This is a genomic window from Sphingomonas sp. BE123 (genome assembly GCF_031456015.1).
Lineage (GTDB): Bacteria > Pseudomonadota > Alphaproteobacteria > Sphingomonadales > Sphingomonadaceae > Sphingomonas.
Map to the genome: position 1 here is coordinate 1,574,134 of NZ_JAVDTW010000002.1, position 15,635 is coordinate 1,589,768.

Annotated in this window: 12 protein-coding genes; 3 read left to right on the forward strand and 9 right to left on the reverse strand. The window is 67.1% G+C overall.

The genetic code is table 11. The features are described 5' to 3' along the window. The first annotated feature begins 17 nt into the window (after positions 1-17). On the forward strand, positions 18-761 hold the full coding sequence (locus J2Y54_RS15825) for a sulfite exporter TauE/SafE family protein (RefSeq protein WP_310041129.1): 744 nt from the start codon (positions 18-20) through the stop codon (positions 759-761). Here J2Y54_RS15825 and J2Y54_RS15830 read toward each other — a convergent pair. The 3 genes from J2Y54_RS15830 to dnaK all read right to left on the reverse strand — a co-directional run bounded on the left by J2Y54_RS15830 (position 684) and on the right by dnaK (position 4,601). Then, complete coding sequence (locus tag J2Y54_RS15830; protein WP_310041132.1) at positions 684-1,241, reverse strand: DUF805 domain-containing protein; 558 nt, start codon at positions 1,239-1,241, stop codon at positions 684-686. The genes J2Y54_RS15825 and J2Y54_RS15830 overlap by 78 nt on opposite strands. A gap of 148 nt (positions 1,242-1,389) precedes the next feature. Beyond that, positions 1,390-2,508, reverse strand: coding sequence for a molecular chaperone DnaJ (gene dnaJ / locus J2Y54_RS15835; RefSeq protein WP_310041134.1), 1,119 nt, complete (start codon positions 2,506-2,508; stop codon positions 1,390-1,392). A gap of 188 nt (positions 2,509-2,696) precedes the next feature. Beyond that, on the reverse strand, positions 2,697-4,601 hold the full coding sequence (gene dnaK, locus J2Y54_RS15840) for a molecular chaperone DnaK (RefSeq protein ID WP_310041137.1): 1,905 nt from the start codon (positions 4,599-4,601) through the stop codon (positions 2,697-2,699). A 176-nt stretch (positions 4,602-4,777) separates the two neighbouring features. Between dnaK and J2Y54_RS15845 the strand changes: the two genes are divergently transcribed. Then, positions 4,778-5,206: a copper chaperone PCu(A)C gene (locus J2Y54_RS15845; RefSeq protein ID WP_310041139.1), complete on the forward strand. Its 429-nt coding sequence runs from the start codon at positions 4,778-4,780 to the stop codon at positions 5,204-5,206. Between the two features lie 145 nt (positions 5,207-5,351). Here the strand turns inward: J2Y54_RS15845 and J2Y54_RS15850 are convergent, their stop codons facing one another. The 4 genes from J2Y54_RS15850 to J2Y54_RS15865 all read right to left on the reverse strand — a co-directional run bounded on the left by J2Y54_RS15850 (position 5,352) and on the right by J2Y54_RS15865 (position 9,599). Further along, positions 5,352-7,478, reverse strand: a complete 2,127-nt coding sequence (locus tag J2Y54_RS15850) for a TonB-dependent siderophore receptor (RefSeq protein ID WP_310041141.1) — start codon at positions 7,476-7,478, stop codon at positions 5,352-5,354. A gap of 23 nt (positions 7,479-7,501) precedes the next feature. Continuing rightward, positions 7,502-7,693 (reverse strand): hypothetical protein, encoded by a 192-nt coding sequence (locus J2Y54_RS15855; protein WP_310041143.1) that lies wholly within the window; start codon positions 7,691-7,693, stop codon positions 7,502-7,504. Continuing rightward, complete coding sequence (locus J2Y54_RS15860; protein ID WP_310041145.1) at positions 7,690-8,838, reverse strand: PepSY-associated TM helix domain-containing protein; 1,149 nt, start codon at positions 8,836-8,838, stop codon at positions 7,690-7,692. Before J2Y54_RS15860 ends, J2Y54_RS15855 begins: the two co-directional genes overlap by 4 nt. Positions 8,839-9,068: 230 nt before the next feature. Then, positions 9,069-9,599 (reverse strand): rRNA large subunit pseudouridine synthase E, encoded by a 531-nt coding sequence (locus J2Y54_RS15865; RefSeq protein WP_310041147.1) that lies wholly within the window; start codon positions 9,597-9,599, stop codon positions 9,069-9,071. 45 nt (positions 9,600-9,644) lie between these two features. Between J2Y54_RS15865 and J2Y54_RS15870 the strand changes: the two genes are divergently transcribed. Beyond that, on the forward strand, positions 9,645-10,106 hold the full coding sequence (locus tag J2Y54_RS15870) for a vgr related protein (RefSeq protein WP_310041149.1): 462 nt from the start codon (positions 9,645-9,647) through the stop codon (positions 10,104-10,106). A 12-nt stretch (positions 10,107-10,118) separates the two neighbouring features. On the opposite strand, the gene J2Y54_RS15875 is transcribed toward J2Y54_RS15870, so the two are convergent. Together J2Y54_RS15875 and J2Y54_RS15880 are read right to left on the reverse strand one after the other, a co-directional pair. Further along, the gene (locus J2Y54_RS15875; protein WP_310041152.1) at positions 10,119-11,657 is read right to left on the reverse strand and encodes a hypothetical protein; all 1,539 of its coding nucleotides are present in this window, start codon (positions 11,655-11,657) and stop codon (positions 10,119-10,121) included. 93 nt (positions 11,658-11,750) lie between these two features. Continuing rightward, positions 11,751-15,518: a hypothetical protein gene (locus J2Y54_RS15880; RefSeq protein WP_310041154.1), complete on the reverse strand. Its 3,768-nt coding sequence runs from the start codon at positions 15,516-15,518 to the stop codon at positions 11,751-11,753. Between the last annotated feature and the right edge of the window lie 117 nt (positions 15,519-15,635).

Consider the following 15,635-nt stretch of genomic DNA (forward strand, 5'->3'; position numbering starts at 1 on the left):
CGCTACCCCTCACAACGATGCCTTTCGACACCCTCCACCTCGCGCTCGCCGCGTGCATGTTCCTCGGCGCGCTGCTCTACTCGACCGTCGGGCATGGCGGAGCGTCGTCCTATATCGCGCTGATGGCGCTGTTCAGCGTGCCGGTCGCGACGATGCGGCCGACCGCCTTGGTCCTCAACCTGATCGTCGCGAGCCTGGGATCGATCCGCTACGCCCGCGCCGGGCTGTTCCGCTGGCGCACGCTGTGGCCGTTCCTTGTCGGCGCGATTCCCGCGGCGTTTGTCGGCGGCATGATCCACGTGCCCCCCGAATATTATCGTCCCGCAATGGGCGCGGTATTGCTCTTCTCCGCCGCCCGCATGCTGTGGCCGCGCGACCTCAAGGCCGAACGCGAATGGCATGATCCGCCGTTGTGGTTGGCGATCCTCGCCGGGATCGGCCTCGGCCTGCTCGCCGGGCTGACCGGCACGGGCGGCGGCATCTTCCTCTCGCCGCTGCTGCTGTTCCTCGCCTGGTCCGCGCCCAAGCCCGCCTCGGGCGTCGTGGCGGTGTTCATCCTCGCCAATTCCGCCGCCGGCCTCGCGGGCAATTTCGCCGCGGTCGGCAGCCTGCCCCCCGAACTCCCGCTCTACGCGGTCGCGGTGCTGGCGGGCGGCCTGATCGGCACCACGCTCGGCATCAAGCTACCGCAAAAGTGGATCCTGCGCGCGCTCGGCCTCGTCCTGCTGGTCGCGAGCGCAAAGCTGTTCGGGGTCTATTGAGCGACGCGGATCAGGACCGAAGCGGTTAGGGCCTCCGGTGCCGGGAATCACGAGTATGACGGCCAGGAAAAACAGGACGCCGCCGATCTGAAAGAGCGAGGCCCAAAGGGGCAGGTCGGGGAACGTTGATGCCCCATTCAAAGGGTCACGAAACGCAAACCGTGCGCTCGAATAGACGCCGAACGCCATCGTTGGCGGGAGCAGCAGCGTCCACCATCCGCTCAGGTTCGCGTCATGGAGCCGACGCGCGAACATGGCGAAGATTGGCAGCAGCAACACCAGCTGACCCGCCTGATCCACGATCCAGTCGGTTCGCCATGACACGTCAAAAGGGATGTGCCGAAGGATCGTGCCGACGAGCATCGCCGCGATCCCGTAATAGAAAAACTCGAACCGCTGAGAGCGTCCGCGAAACGTCACGATGCCGGTTATGGCGCGCATGACCAGCGTCAGGCTCTCGTGGGTTGCTCGCTGCGCCATAAGCGATCAGCCTAGCTGCATCCCGAAACATCTCAAGAAGGCAAACGTCCCCTACGGCCTTCCCGCTCTAAAGCGGGACCGGGCTTCTTCCTCAGGACGGCGGACAGCCCGGCCCCGGGTCAGGCCCGGGGCGACAGGGGACAGGCGATCAGCCCCCCACCGCCTTTTTCAGCTTGTCGAAGAACCCGGTCGACACCGGGCATTCCTCGCCGGTCTCCAGCGCGCGGAACTGTTCCAGCAGTGCGCGCTGTTCGCCCGACAGCTTGGTCGGGATTTCGACCTCGATCCGCACGACCAGGTCGCCGCGACCGCGCCCCTGCAGCACGGGCATGCCCGCGCCGCGCTGGCGCACCTCGCGCCCGCTCTGCGTGCCGGGATGGAGGTGGATCTTGTGCACTTCGCCGTCCGGGCCGGGGATCTCGATCTCTCCGCCCAGTGCCGCGGTCGTGAAGCTGATCGGCGCGCGCGCGAACAGCGTCGTGCCCTCGCGCTCGAAGATCGCGTGCGGCTTGACGTGCAGGAAGATGTAGAGGTCGCCCGGAGGCGCCCCGCGCGCGCCCGCCTCGCCCTTGCCGGCCAGGCGGATGCGCGTACCTTCGTCGACGCCCGGCGGGATGTTCACCGCCAGCGTAACGGTCTTGTCGACGCGACCGTCGCCTCGGCAATTGCGGCATGGATCGGCGATCGTCTGGCCCGCGCCATGGCATGATGGACAGGTCCGCTCGACCACGAAAAAGCCCTGCTGCGCCCGCACCTTGCCATGGCCGGCACAGGTGGTGCAGCGCTTCGCCATCGTTCCCGGCGCAGCGCCGGTGCCGCCGCACGGCTCGCACGGTCCGGACACGTCGATCGTGATGTCGGTGGCCTTGCCGTGGAACGCGTCTTCCAGCGTGATGTCCATGTCATAGCGCAGGTCCGCGCCGCGCGCCTGGCGCTGGCCGCCGCCGCCGCGCCCGCCGCCCATGAACTCGCCGAACATCGATTCGAAAATGTCGGAAAAGGCGTCGAACCCCGGCCCGGCACCACCGCCGCCCATGCCCTGCGGCCCGGCATGGCCATAGCGGTCATAGGCCGCGCGCTTCTGCGGGTCCTTCAGGCAATCATAGGCTTCGTTGATCGCCTTGAACTTGGCTTCCTGCTCCTTGCACCCGCCATGCTTGTCGGGGTGGCACTGGATCGCCAGCTTGCGGAACGCCGATTTGATCGTCGCATCGTCGGCCGTCCGGCTGACGCCGAGCAGTTCGTAATAATCTACCTGGGTGGTCATTCAAAAAGCCCTCTCCCCTTCAGGGGAGTTCGGGGTCGGATCGTCTCCCAGACGATCCTGAACCGTGCGGGGCACGGTTCACCCCGAACTGGTTGGGAGAGGGGCAGTAATTGCAGCGGTGAACACTGCATTGCCCCACTCCCCCTCTCCCCGGCCCTCTCCCCTGAAGGGGAGAGGGAGGGGCTTGATTACGCCTTGTTGTCGTCCACCTCGGAGAATTCGGCATCGACCACGTCGTCCGCCGGCTTCTCCGCAGCCGCGTCCGCCGAAGGCGACGCCTCGGACTGCTGCTGCTTTTCGTAGATCGCCTGGCCCAGCTTCATCGCGACCTGCGCAAGGGCCTGGCTCTTTTCGTTCATCTGATCGGCATTACCGCTCTCGACCGCCGCCTTGGCCGCGTCGATCGCCGACTGGATCTCGCCCTTCAGCGCGTCGTCGACCTTGTCGCCATTTTCGGCGAGCTGGCGTTCGGTGGTGTGAATCAGCGATTCGGCATTGTTCTTCGCCTCGGCGGCGGCGCGACGCGCCTTGTCCTCCTCGGCGAACTTCTCGGCGTCGCGCACCATCTGGTCGATGTCGCTGTCCGACAGGCCACCGCTGGCCTGGATGCGGATCTGCTGCTCCTTGCCGGTGCCCTTGTCCTTGGCCGACACGTTGACGATGCCGTTGGCGTCGATGTCGAACGTCACCTCGATCTGCGGCACGCCGCGCGGGGCAGGGGGGATGCCGACCAGGTCGAACTGGCCCAGCATCTTGTTGTCCGCCGCCATTTCGCGCTCGCCCTGGAAGACGCGGATCGTCACCGCCTGCTGATTGTCATCGGCAGTCGAATAGACTTGGCTCTTCTTGGTCGGGATCGTGGTGTTGCGGTCGATCATGCGGGTGAACACGCCACCCAGCGTCTCGATGCCGAGGCTCAGCGGGGTCACGTCGAGCAGCAGCACGTCCTTGACGTCGCCCTGCAGCACGCCGGCCTGGATCGCAGCGCCGATCGCCACCACCTCATCGGGGTTGACGCCGGTGTGCGGCTCCTTGCCGAAGAACTCCTTCACGACCTGGCGCACCTTGGGCATGCGGGTCATGCCGCCGACCAGCACCACTTCGTCGATCTGCGCCGACTTGACGCCGGCATCCGCCATCGCCTTGCGGCACGGGTCGAGCGTGCGGGTGATCAGATCATCGACCAGCCGCTCCAGCTCCGCGCGCGACAGCGTCTTGACGAGGTGCTTGGGGCCATTCTGATCGGCGGTGATGAAGGGCAGGTTGACCTCGGTCGTCTGCGCCGACGACAGCTCGATCTTCGCCTTCTCGGCCGCTTCCTTCAGACGCTGGAGCGCCAGCTTGTCCTTGGTCAGGTCGATGCCTTCGGCCTTCTTGAACTCGTCGGCGAAATACTGGACCAGCTTGGAGTCGAAGTCCTCGCCGCCCAGGAAGGTGTCGCCATTGGTCGCCTTCACTTCGAACACGCCGTCGCCGATCTCGAGGATCGAGATGTCGAACGTGCCGCCGCCAAGGTCATAGACCGCGATGGTCTTGTTGTTGTCCTTGTCGAGGCCATAGGCCAGCGCCGCCGCGGTCGGCTCGTTGATGATGCGCAGCACTTCAAGGCCGGCGATCTTGCCGGCGTCCTTGGTCGCCTGGCGCTGCGCGTCGTTGAAATAGGCCGGAACGGTGATCACCGCCTGCGTGACGGTCTCGCCCAGATAGCTCTCGGCGGTTTCCTTCATCTTCTGCAGGATGAACGCGCTGATCTGGCTCGGCGAATAATCTTCGCCGCCCGCCTTGACCCATGCGTCGCCGTTCGAACCCTTCACGATCGTGTAGGGGACCAGCTCGGTGTCCTTCTTGGTGACCGGGTCGTCAAAGCGGCGGCCGATCAGGCGCTTGACCGCAAAGACGGTGTTGTCGGGGTTCGTGACCGCCTGGCGCTTGGCCGGCTGGCCGATCAGTCGCTCGCCGTCCTTGGCGAAGGCGACGATGGACGGCGTGGTACGCGCGCCCTCTGCATTCTCGATCACCTTGGGCTTGCCGCCCTCCATCACTGCCACGCAGCTGTTGGTCGTGCCGAGATCGATTCCGATAACCTTACCCATGAGTCCTCTAAGGCCCCCGTATGCTAAATCGTGTTAATCCAGTGCGTTACCGCGCCCCTCAAGCGGCAACGCGGCCTTCACAAGGGGCGATATAGGCGCGCTGCGCCTTGTCGCAAGGCCATGGCGCACCTAGGAATTTCGCGTAGCTTCCCGAATCGGGAGAAGGAGTTTCGAAGATGCGGTCTTTGGTGGTGGCAATTGCGGCGGCAGCAACGCTCGCCGGGTGCGAGCAGGCGCAGCTTGGCGTCGAGGATGCATGGGTGCGGCTGCCAGCGGTGTCGAGCCGCCCGGGCGCTGCCTATTTCACCGTAAAGGGCGGGAATGAGGCGACGACCCTGCTGGGCGTATCGTCGCCTGCAGCGGTGCGCACCGAGCTGCACGAGATGAAGCATGAAGGCGGCATGATGACGATGGCGCCGATCAAGGATGTCGCGATCCCCGCCGGATCGACCGTCAAGTTCGAACCGGGTGGCAAGCATATCATGCTCTACGACCTGTCGCCCGAACTGCGCGCCGGCGGCAAGGTTCCGCTGCGCCTCGCCTTCGCCAACGGCAAGACGATCGAGGTCGAGGCGGAACTGCGCGCGCCGGGTCAGGAAAAGTAACAAAAATCCTCCCCCGCCAGGGGGAGGTGGCGCCGAAGGCGACGGAGGGGGAGGACGGCTGCGCGCTTGCGCATCTTGCCGTAATGCTTCCTCCCCCTCCGTCTGCTGCACTGACACCTCCCCCTGGCGGGGGAGGATCAAGAGGTCAGAAATCCACCGACAGCGACGCGCGCACCGTGCGCGGTGCGCCCTGCAACAGCGCCTGGTTGAACGCGTCATAGGCCGACGCCCAGTAACGCGCATTGGTGACGTTATCGACGCCGACGCGCAGCGTCAGCGGCTTGTCCCCCGCGGCAAAGACGTAACGCGCGCCCAGGTCGATGCGCGTCCAGCTGTCCAGCTCCAGCGTGTTCGCCGGGTTCACCGCCTGCGGTCCGGTATGCACCACCCGGCCGGTCAGCGTCATGCCGGGGACGAACGCCATGTCCCATTCGCCGTTCAGGTTGGCGGTATATTCCGGCACGCCCTGCGCACGATTGCCGTCATTCGCGCCGCCGGGCGTGTCGCGCAGCGTCGCATCCACCACCGTCGCGCCGCCGATCAGGCGCAGCCCCTGTGCCACTTCGCCGGCAAAGGTCAGTTCGACCCCGCGATTGCGCTGGTTGCCGAACAGGCCATAGACCTGCCGTCCCGGCGTCCCGCTCGCCACGGCAAAGCCGGTCGGCAATTCGATCTGGAACAGCGCAAGGCTGGCGTCGATCCCGCCGATCCGCACCTTGCCGCCGACTTCATACTGGGTCGACTTGATCGGGGCGAACACCGCGCCGGGGTTGAGCAGCAGCGGATCGGTCGGTGCGGTCGGGCCCTGCTGCAGTGCCTCGATCCGATTGGCGAACAGCGACACGCCCTCGGCCGGCTTGGCGACGATCCCGATCACCGGAGTGACTGCGCGCTCTTCGTACACCGTGTCGAGCAGGCCGCCATTATAGGCGTTGTAGCTCTTGACCTGGATCGACTGGAGGCGCGCGCCGCCGGTCAGCAGCAACCGGTCGCCGAACAGCCCGACCGTGTCCGACACGAACATGCTCCACAGGCGGGTGCGGCTGATCGGGAAGGGATCGTCAAGGTCGCCGCCGACAAAGGCGGACGCCGGAATGGCGGCCAGCGTCGGGGCGTATAGGTTGGTGGCAAAGCCGGCAAAACCCGGCCCATAAAGGAAGTCGAACGCGTTGCGGTTGACCTGCCACGCGATGCTGCCGCCCAGGTTGATCTCATGCGTCACGGGGCCATCGGACGTGATCCGGATGCCCGTCTCGATCGCCTCGTTATTGTCGGTGCGCGGGACGTACAATGCATTGCCATTGGCCGCACCGGTCGTTGCGTCGAGAATGGTGATCCCGCCGTAAATTCCCTCTTCGCGGCCGTCGCGTGCACCGGCCGTTACATAGAAGAATGCGTCTTCGGCCAGGTCGACCTCGACCCGCGCCACGCCGAACACGTCGCGCATCTCGGTATAGGTCCAGGGCTGGGCATAATTGGCACCCGCCTCCGGCACGCGCGGCACGACCGGGGTGCCGATCGTCACCTTGGGACGCAGCCCGTCCACCTCGACCCGCTGGTAACCCAGGTCCAGCGACGCGCGCACCCGCTCGCCACGCCAGTCGAACGCCGCGCCGAGCACGGCGGTGCGACGGAACTCCCCATCGACCGCGACTTCGCCGCTGCGGAACGCACCGTTGACGCGCACGCCAAACGATCCGTCGCCAAACCGGCGCGCGACGTCAAAGCTGCCGCCGAAATGCTGGTCGCCGATATAGCTCGCCGTCGCGCGGGTCAGGTCGTGGGTGGCGCGCTTCAGCTGCAGGTTGACGCTGCCGCCAACGCCCGATCCGCCCGGCGCCGCGCCGTTCAGGAACGCCGAGGCACCGTTGAGCACCTGCACGCTCTCGAACAATTCGGGCGCGACCAGCTGGCGCGGCGCGATCCCGTACAGGCCGTTCAGCCCGACATCGTCGCCGAACAGCTGGAACCCGCGGATCACGAACTGCTCGGACGCATTGCCGAAACCATAAGTGGTGCGGATCGTCGGATCATTCTCCAGCAACGCGCCCAGCGTCAGCGGCTGCTGGTTGAGGATGATCGCCTCATTATACGACCGGACGGTGAACGGCACGTCCTCCGCCTTCTTGTTGCCCAGCGCGCCCAGATCGCCTTCGCCGGTCACGGCGCTCGCATTCTCGCGCTGTGCCTGGATCACGACCTCGTCATCCTGCGCGAGGGCAGGGGTGGCAATCGCGGCGAGCGACACGGTGGCAAGGATCAGGCGCTTCATTTGTCTATCCATTTGTCTAGAGTTCAGGAACGGCGCAGCCAGCTGCGCAGGAAGATGAGGACGGGCAGGGCGAGCAGCAGCGACGCGGCCGCGTCGCGCCACCCGTCGCCGGTCAGGCCGAGGATCAGGCCCGCCAGGCTCGCGACGAGCAACAGTGCCGGCACGGCAAGCACGCTGCCCGCGCGCTGCGGGCCGATGCGGCGCGACGCGCTCACGATGCCGCCCCGGCATGGACGATCTCGTCCACCGCGCGCTCGGTGCCACGCGCGCCCTTGCCCAGCCACAGCTGCAGCCCGCTCCACAGTACCCAGATCGTCGCCAGCGTCAGGATCGCCCACAGGATCTTCAGCGCGATCCCGCCATAATCGCCAAAGTGCAGCGGCTTGGACAGCATCAGCGCCTGGCTCAGTGCCGGCATCGTCGCGGTGTCGGCGAGCTTCGCGGTCTCGGCATCGACCAGCGCCGGGGTCAGCACATGGCTGGTCAGCGGCGTATCGCCCTGAAAGAAGATCGCATAGTGCCGCCCGCTGCTCCACCCGCCGCCGGGAAAGCCGATGAACTGCGGCGATACACCGGGCAGCGCCGCCTGCGCCGCCGCCATCGCCGCATCGACCGACGCATAATCGGCCGGCGCGACCGGCTTGTCGCCGCCATGCGCCGCGACCATTTCCTTCAACTGCCCTTCGCGCCAACTCGCGGTCAGCGGGTCGGCAAAGGCGTTGATCACGCCGGTCAGACCGACCACCAGCGCCCAGCCCAGCGTCACCATGCCCAGTAGATTATGCGTGTCGAGCCGCTTGACCCGCTTGCTCCGCGTCTTGCGCAGCGTCCCGAAGCGCAGCCGGCGCATGAACGGGACATAGAGGACGACGCCGGAGATGATCGCAAGGACGAACAGCGCCCCCATCACCCCCAGGAACAGCATCCCCGGCAGCCCCAGGAACATGTCGGTGTGCAGCTTCAACAGGAAGTGCATCACGCCTTCCTCGCGGATCTCGCCCGCGCTCGCGCCGGTGGTGCGGTTGTACGAAAACAGCCGCATCTGCGCTTCCGGCGCATCGGGGCTTGGCCCGGTGGTGACGGTCAGGATCGGATTGTCATGGCTGAACCCGACGAACAGCGGCACCCCGCCGCCATCCTCGGCCACCGCCTTGGCGATCAGCGTGTCGAGCGGCACCCCGCCCTGCGCCGACGGCATCCCCTGCATCGCCGCTGCCGGATCATGCTCGGTCAGCGCCTCGATCTCGTCATGAAAGATCAGCGGCAGTCCGGTGACGCACAGCATCAGCAGGAATGCGGTGCACACGATGCTCGACCATTTGTGGATCAGGAACCAGGCCTTGATCGTCGAGCGGGACACGGTGCGCGGCTTTCCTTGGCGAAACGAATTGCCGCGCGCCTAACCCGCTTCGTCGTGCCAGTCAATGCGAGGCATTCGCATTTGCAATCGGTTGATCCTCCCCCGCCAGGGGGAGGTGGCATGCGAAGCATGACGGAGGGGGAGGAAAGGGCAAAGTCTGAGGCTCAAGGGCGTAGCCGTCCGCCCCCTCCGTCGCCACCTCCCCCTGGCGGGGGAGGATTAAAAGCCCCTCACGCTTCCCGCCACGTCCCCGGCGCAATGCCGTCCAGCGTCCAATCGCCCACGCGCCAGCGCACCAGCCGCAGCGTCGGGTGTCCCACCGCCGCCGTCATCCGTCGCACCTGCCGGTTGCGCCCCTCGGTAATCGTCAGCGCAATCCAGCAATCGGGCACGCTCTTGCGGAACCGCACCGGCGGGTCGCGCGGCCAGATCGCCGGCGGGTCGATCCGTTCGGCCAGCGCCGGCCGCGTCACCCCGTCCTTCAGCCGCACGCCGGTGCGCAGCGCTGCCAGCGCCGCCGCGTCCGGCTCGCCCTCGACCTGCGCCCAATAGGTCTTGGGCATCTTGTGCTTCGGGTCCGCGATCCGCGCCTGCAAGCGCCCGTCATCGGTCAGCAGCAACAGCCCCTCGCTGTCCCGGTCGAGCCGCCCGGCGGGATAGACCCCCGGCATAGCGATATAATCGGCCAGCGTCGGGTGCCCGCTGCCCTCATCGGTGAATTGCGACAGCACGCCCCACGGCTTGTTGAACAGGATCAGCATGACGCAGCCCTAGACATAAGCGGATTGCCATTCCACTTCCTTGCCATGACCCATCGCCGCCCGCTCACCCCCGGAGAGATCGCGCTCGCCCGCAGCGTGTTCGGCGACGCGATCGACTATGCCGCTGCTGCCGTGGCCAACCGCAAATGGATCTTCTTCCAGCCGCGCAACGTGACGATGGCGCCGCTCGGCTGCATCCATTTCCACCCGCGCAGCGGCAGCTATCGCGACGATTTCGCCGCCGCCTCGCTCGCGCTTCAGGGGCATTTCATCCATGAAATGACGCATGTGTGGCAGCATCAGCAGGGCCTGTTCCTGCCGCTGCGGCGGCATCCGTTCTGTCGCTATGGCTATGCGCTGCGACCGGGCTGGACGCTCGACCGCTACGGCATCGAGCAGCAGGCCGAGATTGTCCGCCACATATTCCTCCTCGGACGGGGCGCCGTGATCCCGGGCGCCCCGCCCATCTCCCAGTATCGCGGCATCCTGCCCTTCACCCCGCGCTGAGCGTGCCCGGCGCTATTGCGGCCGCGACAGCTCGTTCTCCAGCCGCTGGGGCGACCCGGACGGCGGGGGTGGAGGCGGAGGGGGCGGCGGCGGTGGAGGCGGTGCCACGCGGACCGGTGGCGGTGCCGGCGCGACCTGCGGCCGCGGCTGCGGCGCCGGCTGCGGGCGCGGCGTCTCGACCCGCGGTTGCGGGCGCCACTGCGGTGCCGGCGGGGCAGCCGGTACCGGCGCAGCGCCGGGCTGCGGCGTCACCCGACGCGGCGCCTGCGGCCCGGTGTCGCGCGGGGCCGTGCCTTCGGGCAGGCGCCGGCGCCATTCGCGCGGACCGTCCCCCTGCGGCTGTCCGGTCCAGGGGCGCGGCGGGCGCGGCGTGACCGCGGGGGGTGTTGCTGGCTGAGGCTGCACGGTCACCGGCGGCGGCGGCGTCGGCGCTGGGGTCGGCGTCGGCGCTGGGGTTGGTGTTGGCGCGGGGGCAGGGGGCCGTCCGCCACCGCCGACGCCGCCCTCGGGACGTCCACCACCCGGTCGGCCGCCGCCCGGGCGGCCGTCACCCGGGCGAGTCCCCGGACCGGTCGTACCCGGCTGTCCGCCATCGGGACGGGTCGCGCCGGGGCGGCCACCGCCCGGGCGACCCTCGCCCGGCCGCGGGTCGCGGGGGCGCGTGCCGGGCAGGATCGCCCCGGGCAGGCCGCTATCGGGCCGGGTCGCCCCGGGGCGTCCGCCACCGGGGCCGCGCCCGTCGCCGTCGCGCCGCGGCGGGCGAACACCGGGCACGGGCCGGCCTGGACGAACCGGGCGATCGAAGCGGGGCGGGGGGCCGCTAAAGCCGTCGCGCTGCCAGCGGCGAAAGCGTTCGCTCGCGATCCGCCGCCGCTCGCGCTCGCGCTCCAGCCGCAGCCGCCAGCGCAGCGAATCCGCTCCGCCATGCCAGCGCTTCCAGCCCGGATGCCGCGCGCGCCCGGTTTCCCAGCGCAGCCGCAGCTCGATCACCGTGGCGATCTGGCTCGCCCACCATCCGGCATCGACCGCGTCCCATTGATCGGTCGACCGGTCCGCCGCGTCGCGCAGCGCGATTCCGCGGCGGTACAGCTCCTCGGCGCGCGCATCGTGCAGATCGCTTTCGCGCGGCGACAGCGCCGCTCCGCCGCTGTCATACACGACCGCCAGCCGCTGGCGCGCAAAGGCAAAGGACAGGCGCGGTTCCCGCACCAGGAACGGCGCATCGCTGTCGGGCGCATAAAAGAAATGCCGCAAGCCGCCATCGTCGAGCTGCTCGGCGAGCACCAGATGCCCCGACTCCAGGTCCCAGCCCCAGACGGGGTCGCCGCGATAGCGGAAGCTGAAGTCCGGTGGCGCGTCGCCGATCGCGCCCATCAGGCCGTCGGCATTGTCGATCCAGTAGTAATCGGCCGCCTGCGCCTGCCACCGCGTCTGCGCCTGCGGCGCGGCTGCCGCGCGGGCCGCGGGTGCGCCGCTGCCTGCCATCGCCGTGCCGGTCCCCGCCAGCATCAGCGCCATCGCCGCCAGGCTAACTCCGCTCACCGTCCGCATCGTCCGACTCCTCTCGTCCATTGCGGCAGCATCGCGCCGCGCGGATGAACCGCAAATGGACGGATTGCGGATGCGTAACGAACCCGCTGCGGCTCAGAGCAGGTCGTAGGGAATCATCAGCCGCGGCGCGTCGAACCCGTGCACCTGCGCGTCGAGCCGCCCGCCCGGCGCATGATCCTCCGCCTCGGCCTCGGGCGCAGTGCTGCTGCCCGCCGTGGCCAGGATGAAGTCGCGCGCCGACAGCGCCGCGCGCGCCACGCCGTTGAGCACGACCAGATCGCCATTGCCCAGCGTCAGGAAGGCGGTGCCGCCCTGTTCGCCCAGCACCGCTTCAACCTGCGCATAGCTGGTAAAGCCGAACGCGCTCAGATCGATCCGGTCGGTGCCGGCAACAAAGTCGCCGATCACGTCGCCGCCGGTGCCGCGTTCGAACACGAAGGTGTCGGCGCCGGCTTCGCCGAACAGCACGTCGTTGCCCGCGCCGCCGTTGAGCACGTCATTGCCCGCGCCGCCCAGCAGCCAGTTCGACGCCGCGCTGCCGGTGATGCGGTTGTCGAGTTCGTTGCCGACCCCGAACGGCGTGTCGCCGCCCAGCACCAGATTCTCGACATTGGCGTAGAGATAATAGCCGGCGCCATTGATCGTGGCATAGACGGTGTCGGTGCCGCCATTGGCCGCCTCGAACGTCAGGTCGTCGGGGGTGTCGACATAATAGGCGTCGTCGCCCGCGCCACCGTCCATCCGGTCATAATCGCCAAGGCCGCTGTCGCCGCGCAGCACGTCATTGCCCGCGCCGCCGACCAGGATGTCGGTGTGGAAGCCCGCCCCGCCGATCAGAATGTCGTCGCCATCCTCGCCGTACAGCGCATCGGCATCCTCACCGCCGTCAAGCGTGTCGTTGCCCGCGCCGCCGACGAGATAGTCGATCCCGGCATCGCCGAACAGCTGGTCGGCGCCGTCCTGCCCGAACAGCGAATCCACGCCGCCACCACCGCGCACGACATCGTCCCCCGCACCCGCGATCAGCAGGTTGGAGCCGCTGTTGCCAAGGATCGTGTTGGCCAGTTCGTTGCCCACGCCGTACAGGTCGCCCGACCCGGTCAGGGTCAGGTTTTCGATGTTCGCGTACAGATAGTAGCTGCCGCTCGCGACGACGGTGTCGGTTCCGCCATCGGCATCCTCGAACGCCAGGTCATGCTGCGCGTCGACGTAGAAGATGTCGTTGCCCGCCCCGCCGGTCAGGTGATCCGCACCCAGGCCGCCATCAAGCCGGTCGTCCCCATCGCCGCCGTCGAAATACTCGACGCCGCTGCCGCCGTAGAACCAGTCGCGCCCGCCAAAGCCATAGACGACACCATCGATCGTGCCCTCCCTTCCGTCGTAGCGATTGTCGCGATCGGTGAACTCGATGTCGCCCTCGATCGTGCCGTTGTTGGTTACCGTGCTGCCATAGGGCAGGGGGGCGAACATGATCGCGACCGTCGCGGAAATATGCCCGTTGTTCACGACATTGCATTCAAGTCCCCAATTGGGGAACATGGCATAGATGCCGACGGTGGTCAGACCTGGCCGAGCATTCGGCCCGACCGTCGCAATGATCGTACCGTCATTGATCACCGATCCGAACAGCGCGACCCCGGTTGCGGCAATGTCTTCGGGGACATAGCGGTCGCCATAGCTATAGTTCTGGTAATGCGTGCCGCCCGCCTCGGCATAGATGGTGCCGGTGTTGAAGAATGCCTGGGCATTCGTCATGAAGGCGCTGCCGAACCCGGCATTGACGGCGATCGCGCGCGATGTTTCGGAAACGGCCGCGATCAGTCCGCTGTTGGTCAGAGTCCCTTGGGCGTTTTGAATGGCGATGGCCGTGCCCGGGTAGGAATAGACCGTGATCTCGCCGCTGTTGAAGATGTTGCCGTTGCTGGTGTTGGGCCCGGCGCCCAGGTCGATCGCAAAGCTGGGATAATTGGTGATCGTGTCGACGAGGTGTTGCTCGACGTTGATCACGCCATAATTGTTGATCTCTACCGGAAATTCGAACCGCAGCCCGACCGAGCTGGGATAGCGATCGTCCAGGCTGAAGATTTCACCATAGTTGTTCAGCGTGGCCGGGCCATTGGACAGCAGCACCGGCGCGCCGTTCGAATAGAAGGTTTCGCCGTCTTCCACCGTGAACACATCGTCCGTGATCACATATTGCGACACATATTCCGGCCCGCTGTAATTCAGTCCCGCCGCTTCGCCCGGCGTCGGTGCCGCCGCTCCGGCCGCAATCGCGTCGAGCCCGGTCGCATTGCCGGGCGCGCTGGTCGAAATGGTGACGCTCGCCCCCTGCCGCACCTGCACGGTCTCGCCGCCCAGCGTGAAGATGCGGTAGCTGGTCCCGTCGGTCACCGCGGTCGCCTGTTCGCTCCAGCCGCCGACCAGCGTGACGATACCGTTCGCCCCCGCCTCGAAGCGGAGCGCGTTGCTATCGCTCAGCGCGTCGGCATCGCCAGCGCGCACCACGACATGCTGCGCGCCCGGCAGTTCGATCGCCTCGAACGCTGCGATCCGTCCGCTCGCAATCGCGCCTGCCAGGTCCAGGACGAGCGCGGTGTCGGGCAGGACAAGCGTGTCATAGCCGTCCTCGCCGCTGGCAAAGCGAAAGCTGAGATCGCCGAGGATGACGCGATCATTGCCGCGGCCGCCCTCGATATGATCGCCGCCCTGACTATGGATGATGTCATTGCCCGATTCGCCGATCAGGCCGTCATTGCCCGCACCGCCGCGCAGCACGTCGTCGCCGAACGATCCGAGCAGGATATCGTTACCTGCCCCGCCGTCCAGCGTGTCGTTGCCGCGCCCGCCGGTCGCCCGGTCATCATAGCTCGACCCGGTATAGCGGTCATCGTCGAACCCCATATCGACAACGCCGCTCACCCAGCCGGCGCCCTCGAATATGTCATTGCCGCCGTCCATCAGCACATTGCCGCGCACCTGACCGTCGTTGAGGAAGCGGTCATCGCCGATGTGCAGGAATACATCGCCCTCGATCACGCCGGTGGCGCGATTCTCGATATGCTCGATGGTGTTGAAGTTCGACGTGCCGCCGCTCTGCACGGCATAGATGGCGTAATCGGCGCGGATCGTTCCTTCATTGACCACGGTCATCGGGGCAATGCCGCCATTCGTCAGGAACACCCCGATGGCGACCCCGTCCGCTTCGGTTGCGTTGACGTGGATCAGGCCGGCGTTTTGGACCACGGGGATGGCACCGTTGGACGGCGCGACGCCGCTATAGTCGATGCCGATCGCAAACATCGGGGCTTCGACGATGATGCGTCCGCCGGCGCGGTTGATGATGCCGTTGGTGGTGAGATACGCCTCGATCGCGGTCGCATTGGGAAGGTACGCGTAATCGCGGTCCCAGCTCAGCGCCTGCACGGCGATCAGCCCGCTATTGTCGACGTCGAGCGATACCGATTCACCCACCACGCCGCGCGCGCGCCAGCCATCCGCGATCACGAAGATCGACCCGCTATTGGTCAACTGGGTGACCATCATCCCCAGCTGGACCTGTTGCCCACCGCGCACATGGATGAATCCGGTATTCTCGAACGCCTGGGTGCCGCCGCTCAAAAGCCATGCCTGTAGCGTGGGGCTGTGCAGCCACAACGTGCCATGGTTGATCAGCGTGTCGTTCCAGCCGCGATAGATGGCGTCGATCACATTGCTGTAGATGGTCGTCCCGGCGGCAACGATCGTGGTCGCATCGCCCCCGGTTTCGATCGATTGCGTGATCGGCGCGACATTGGGCGGCGAACCGGGGCTGGGGAAAATCGAGCCACCGCCTGCGAGCTTGCCAACCAACGCGCGCATCATCGAATCTCCCCCAAGAATTGAAGCAGGTACAGCAGTCGCCTGAGAAGCTGTCAAATAATGCGCACCGTGCGCTTTGGTCGTCGGCGCCCCCTCGCAACCCGGCCCGTGCGGCCC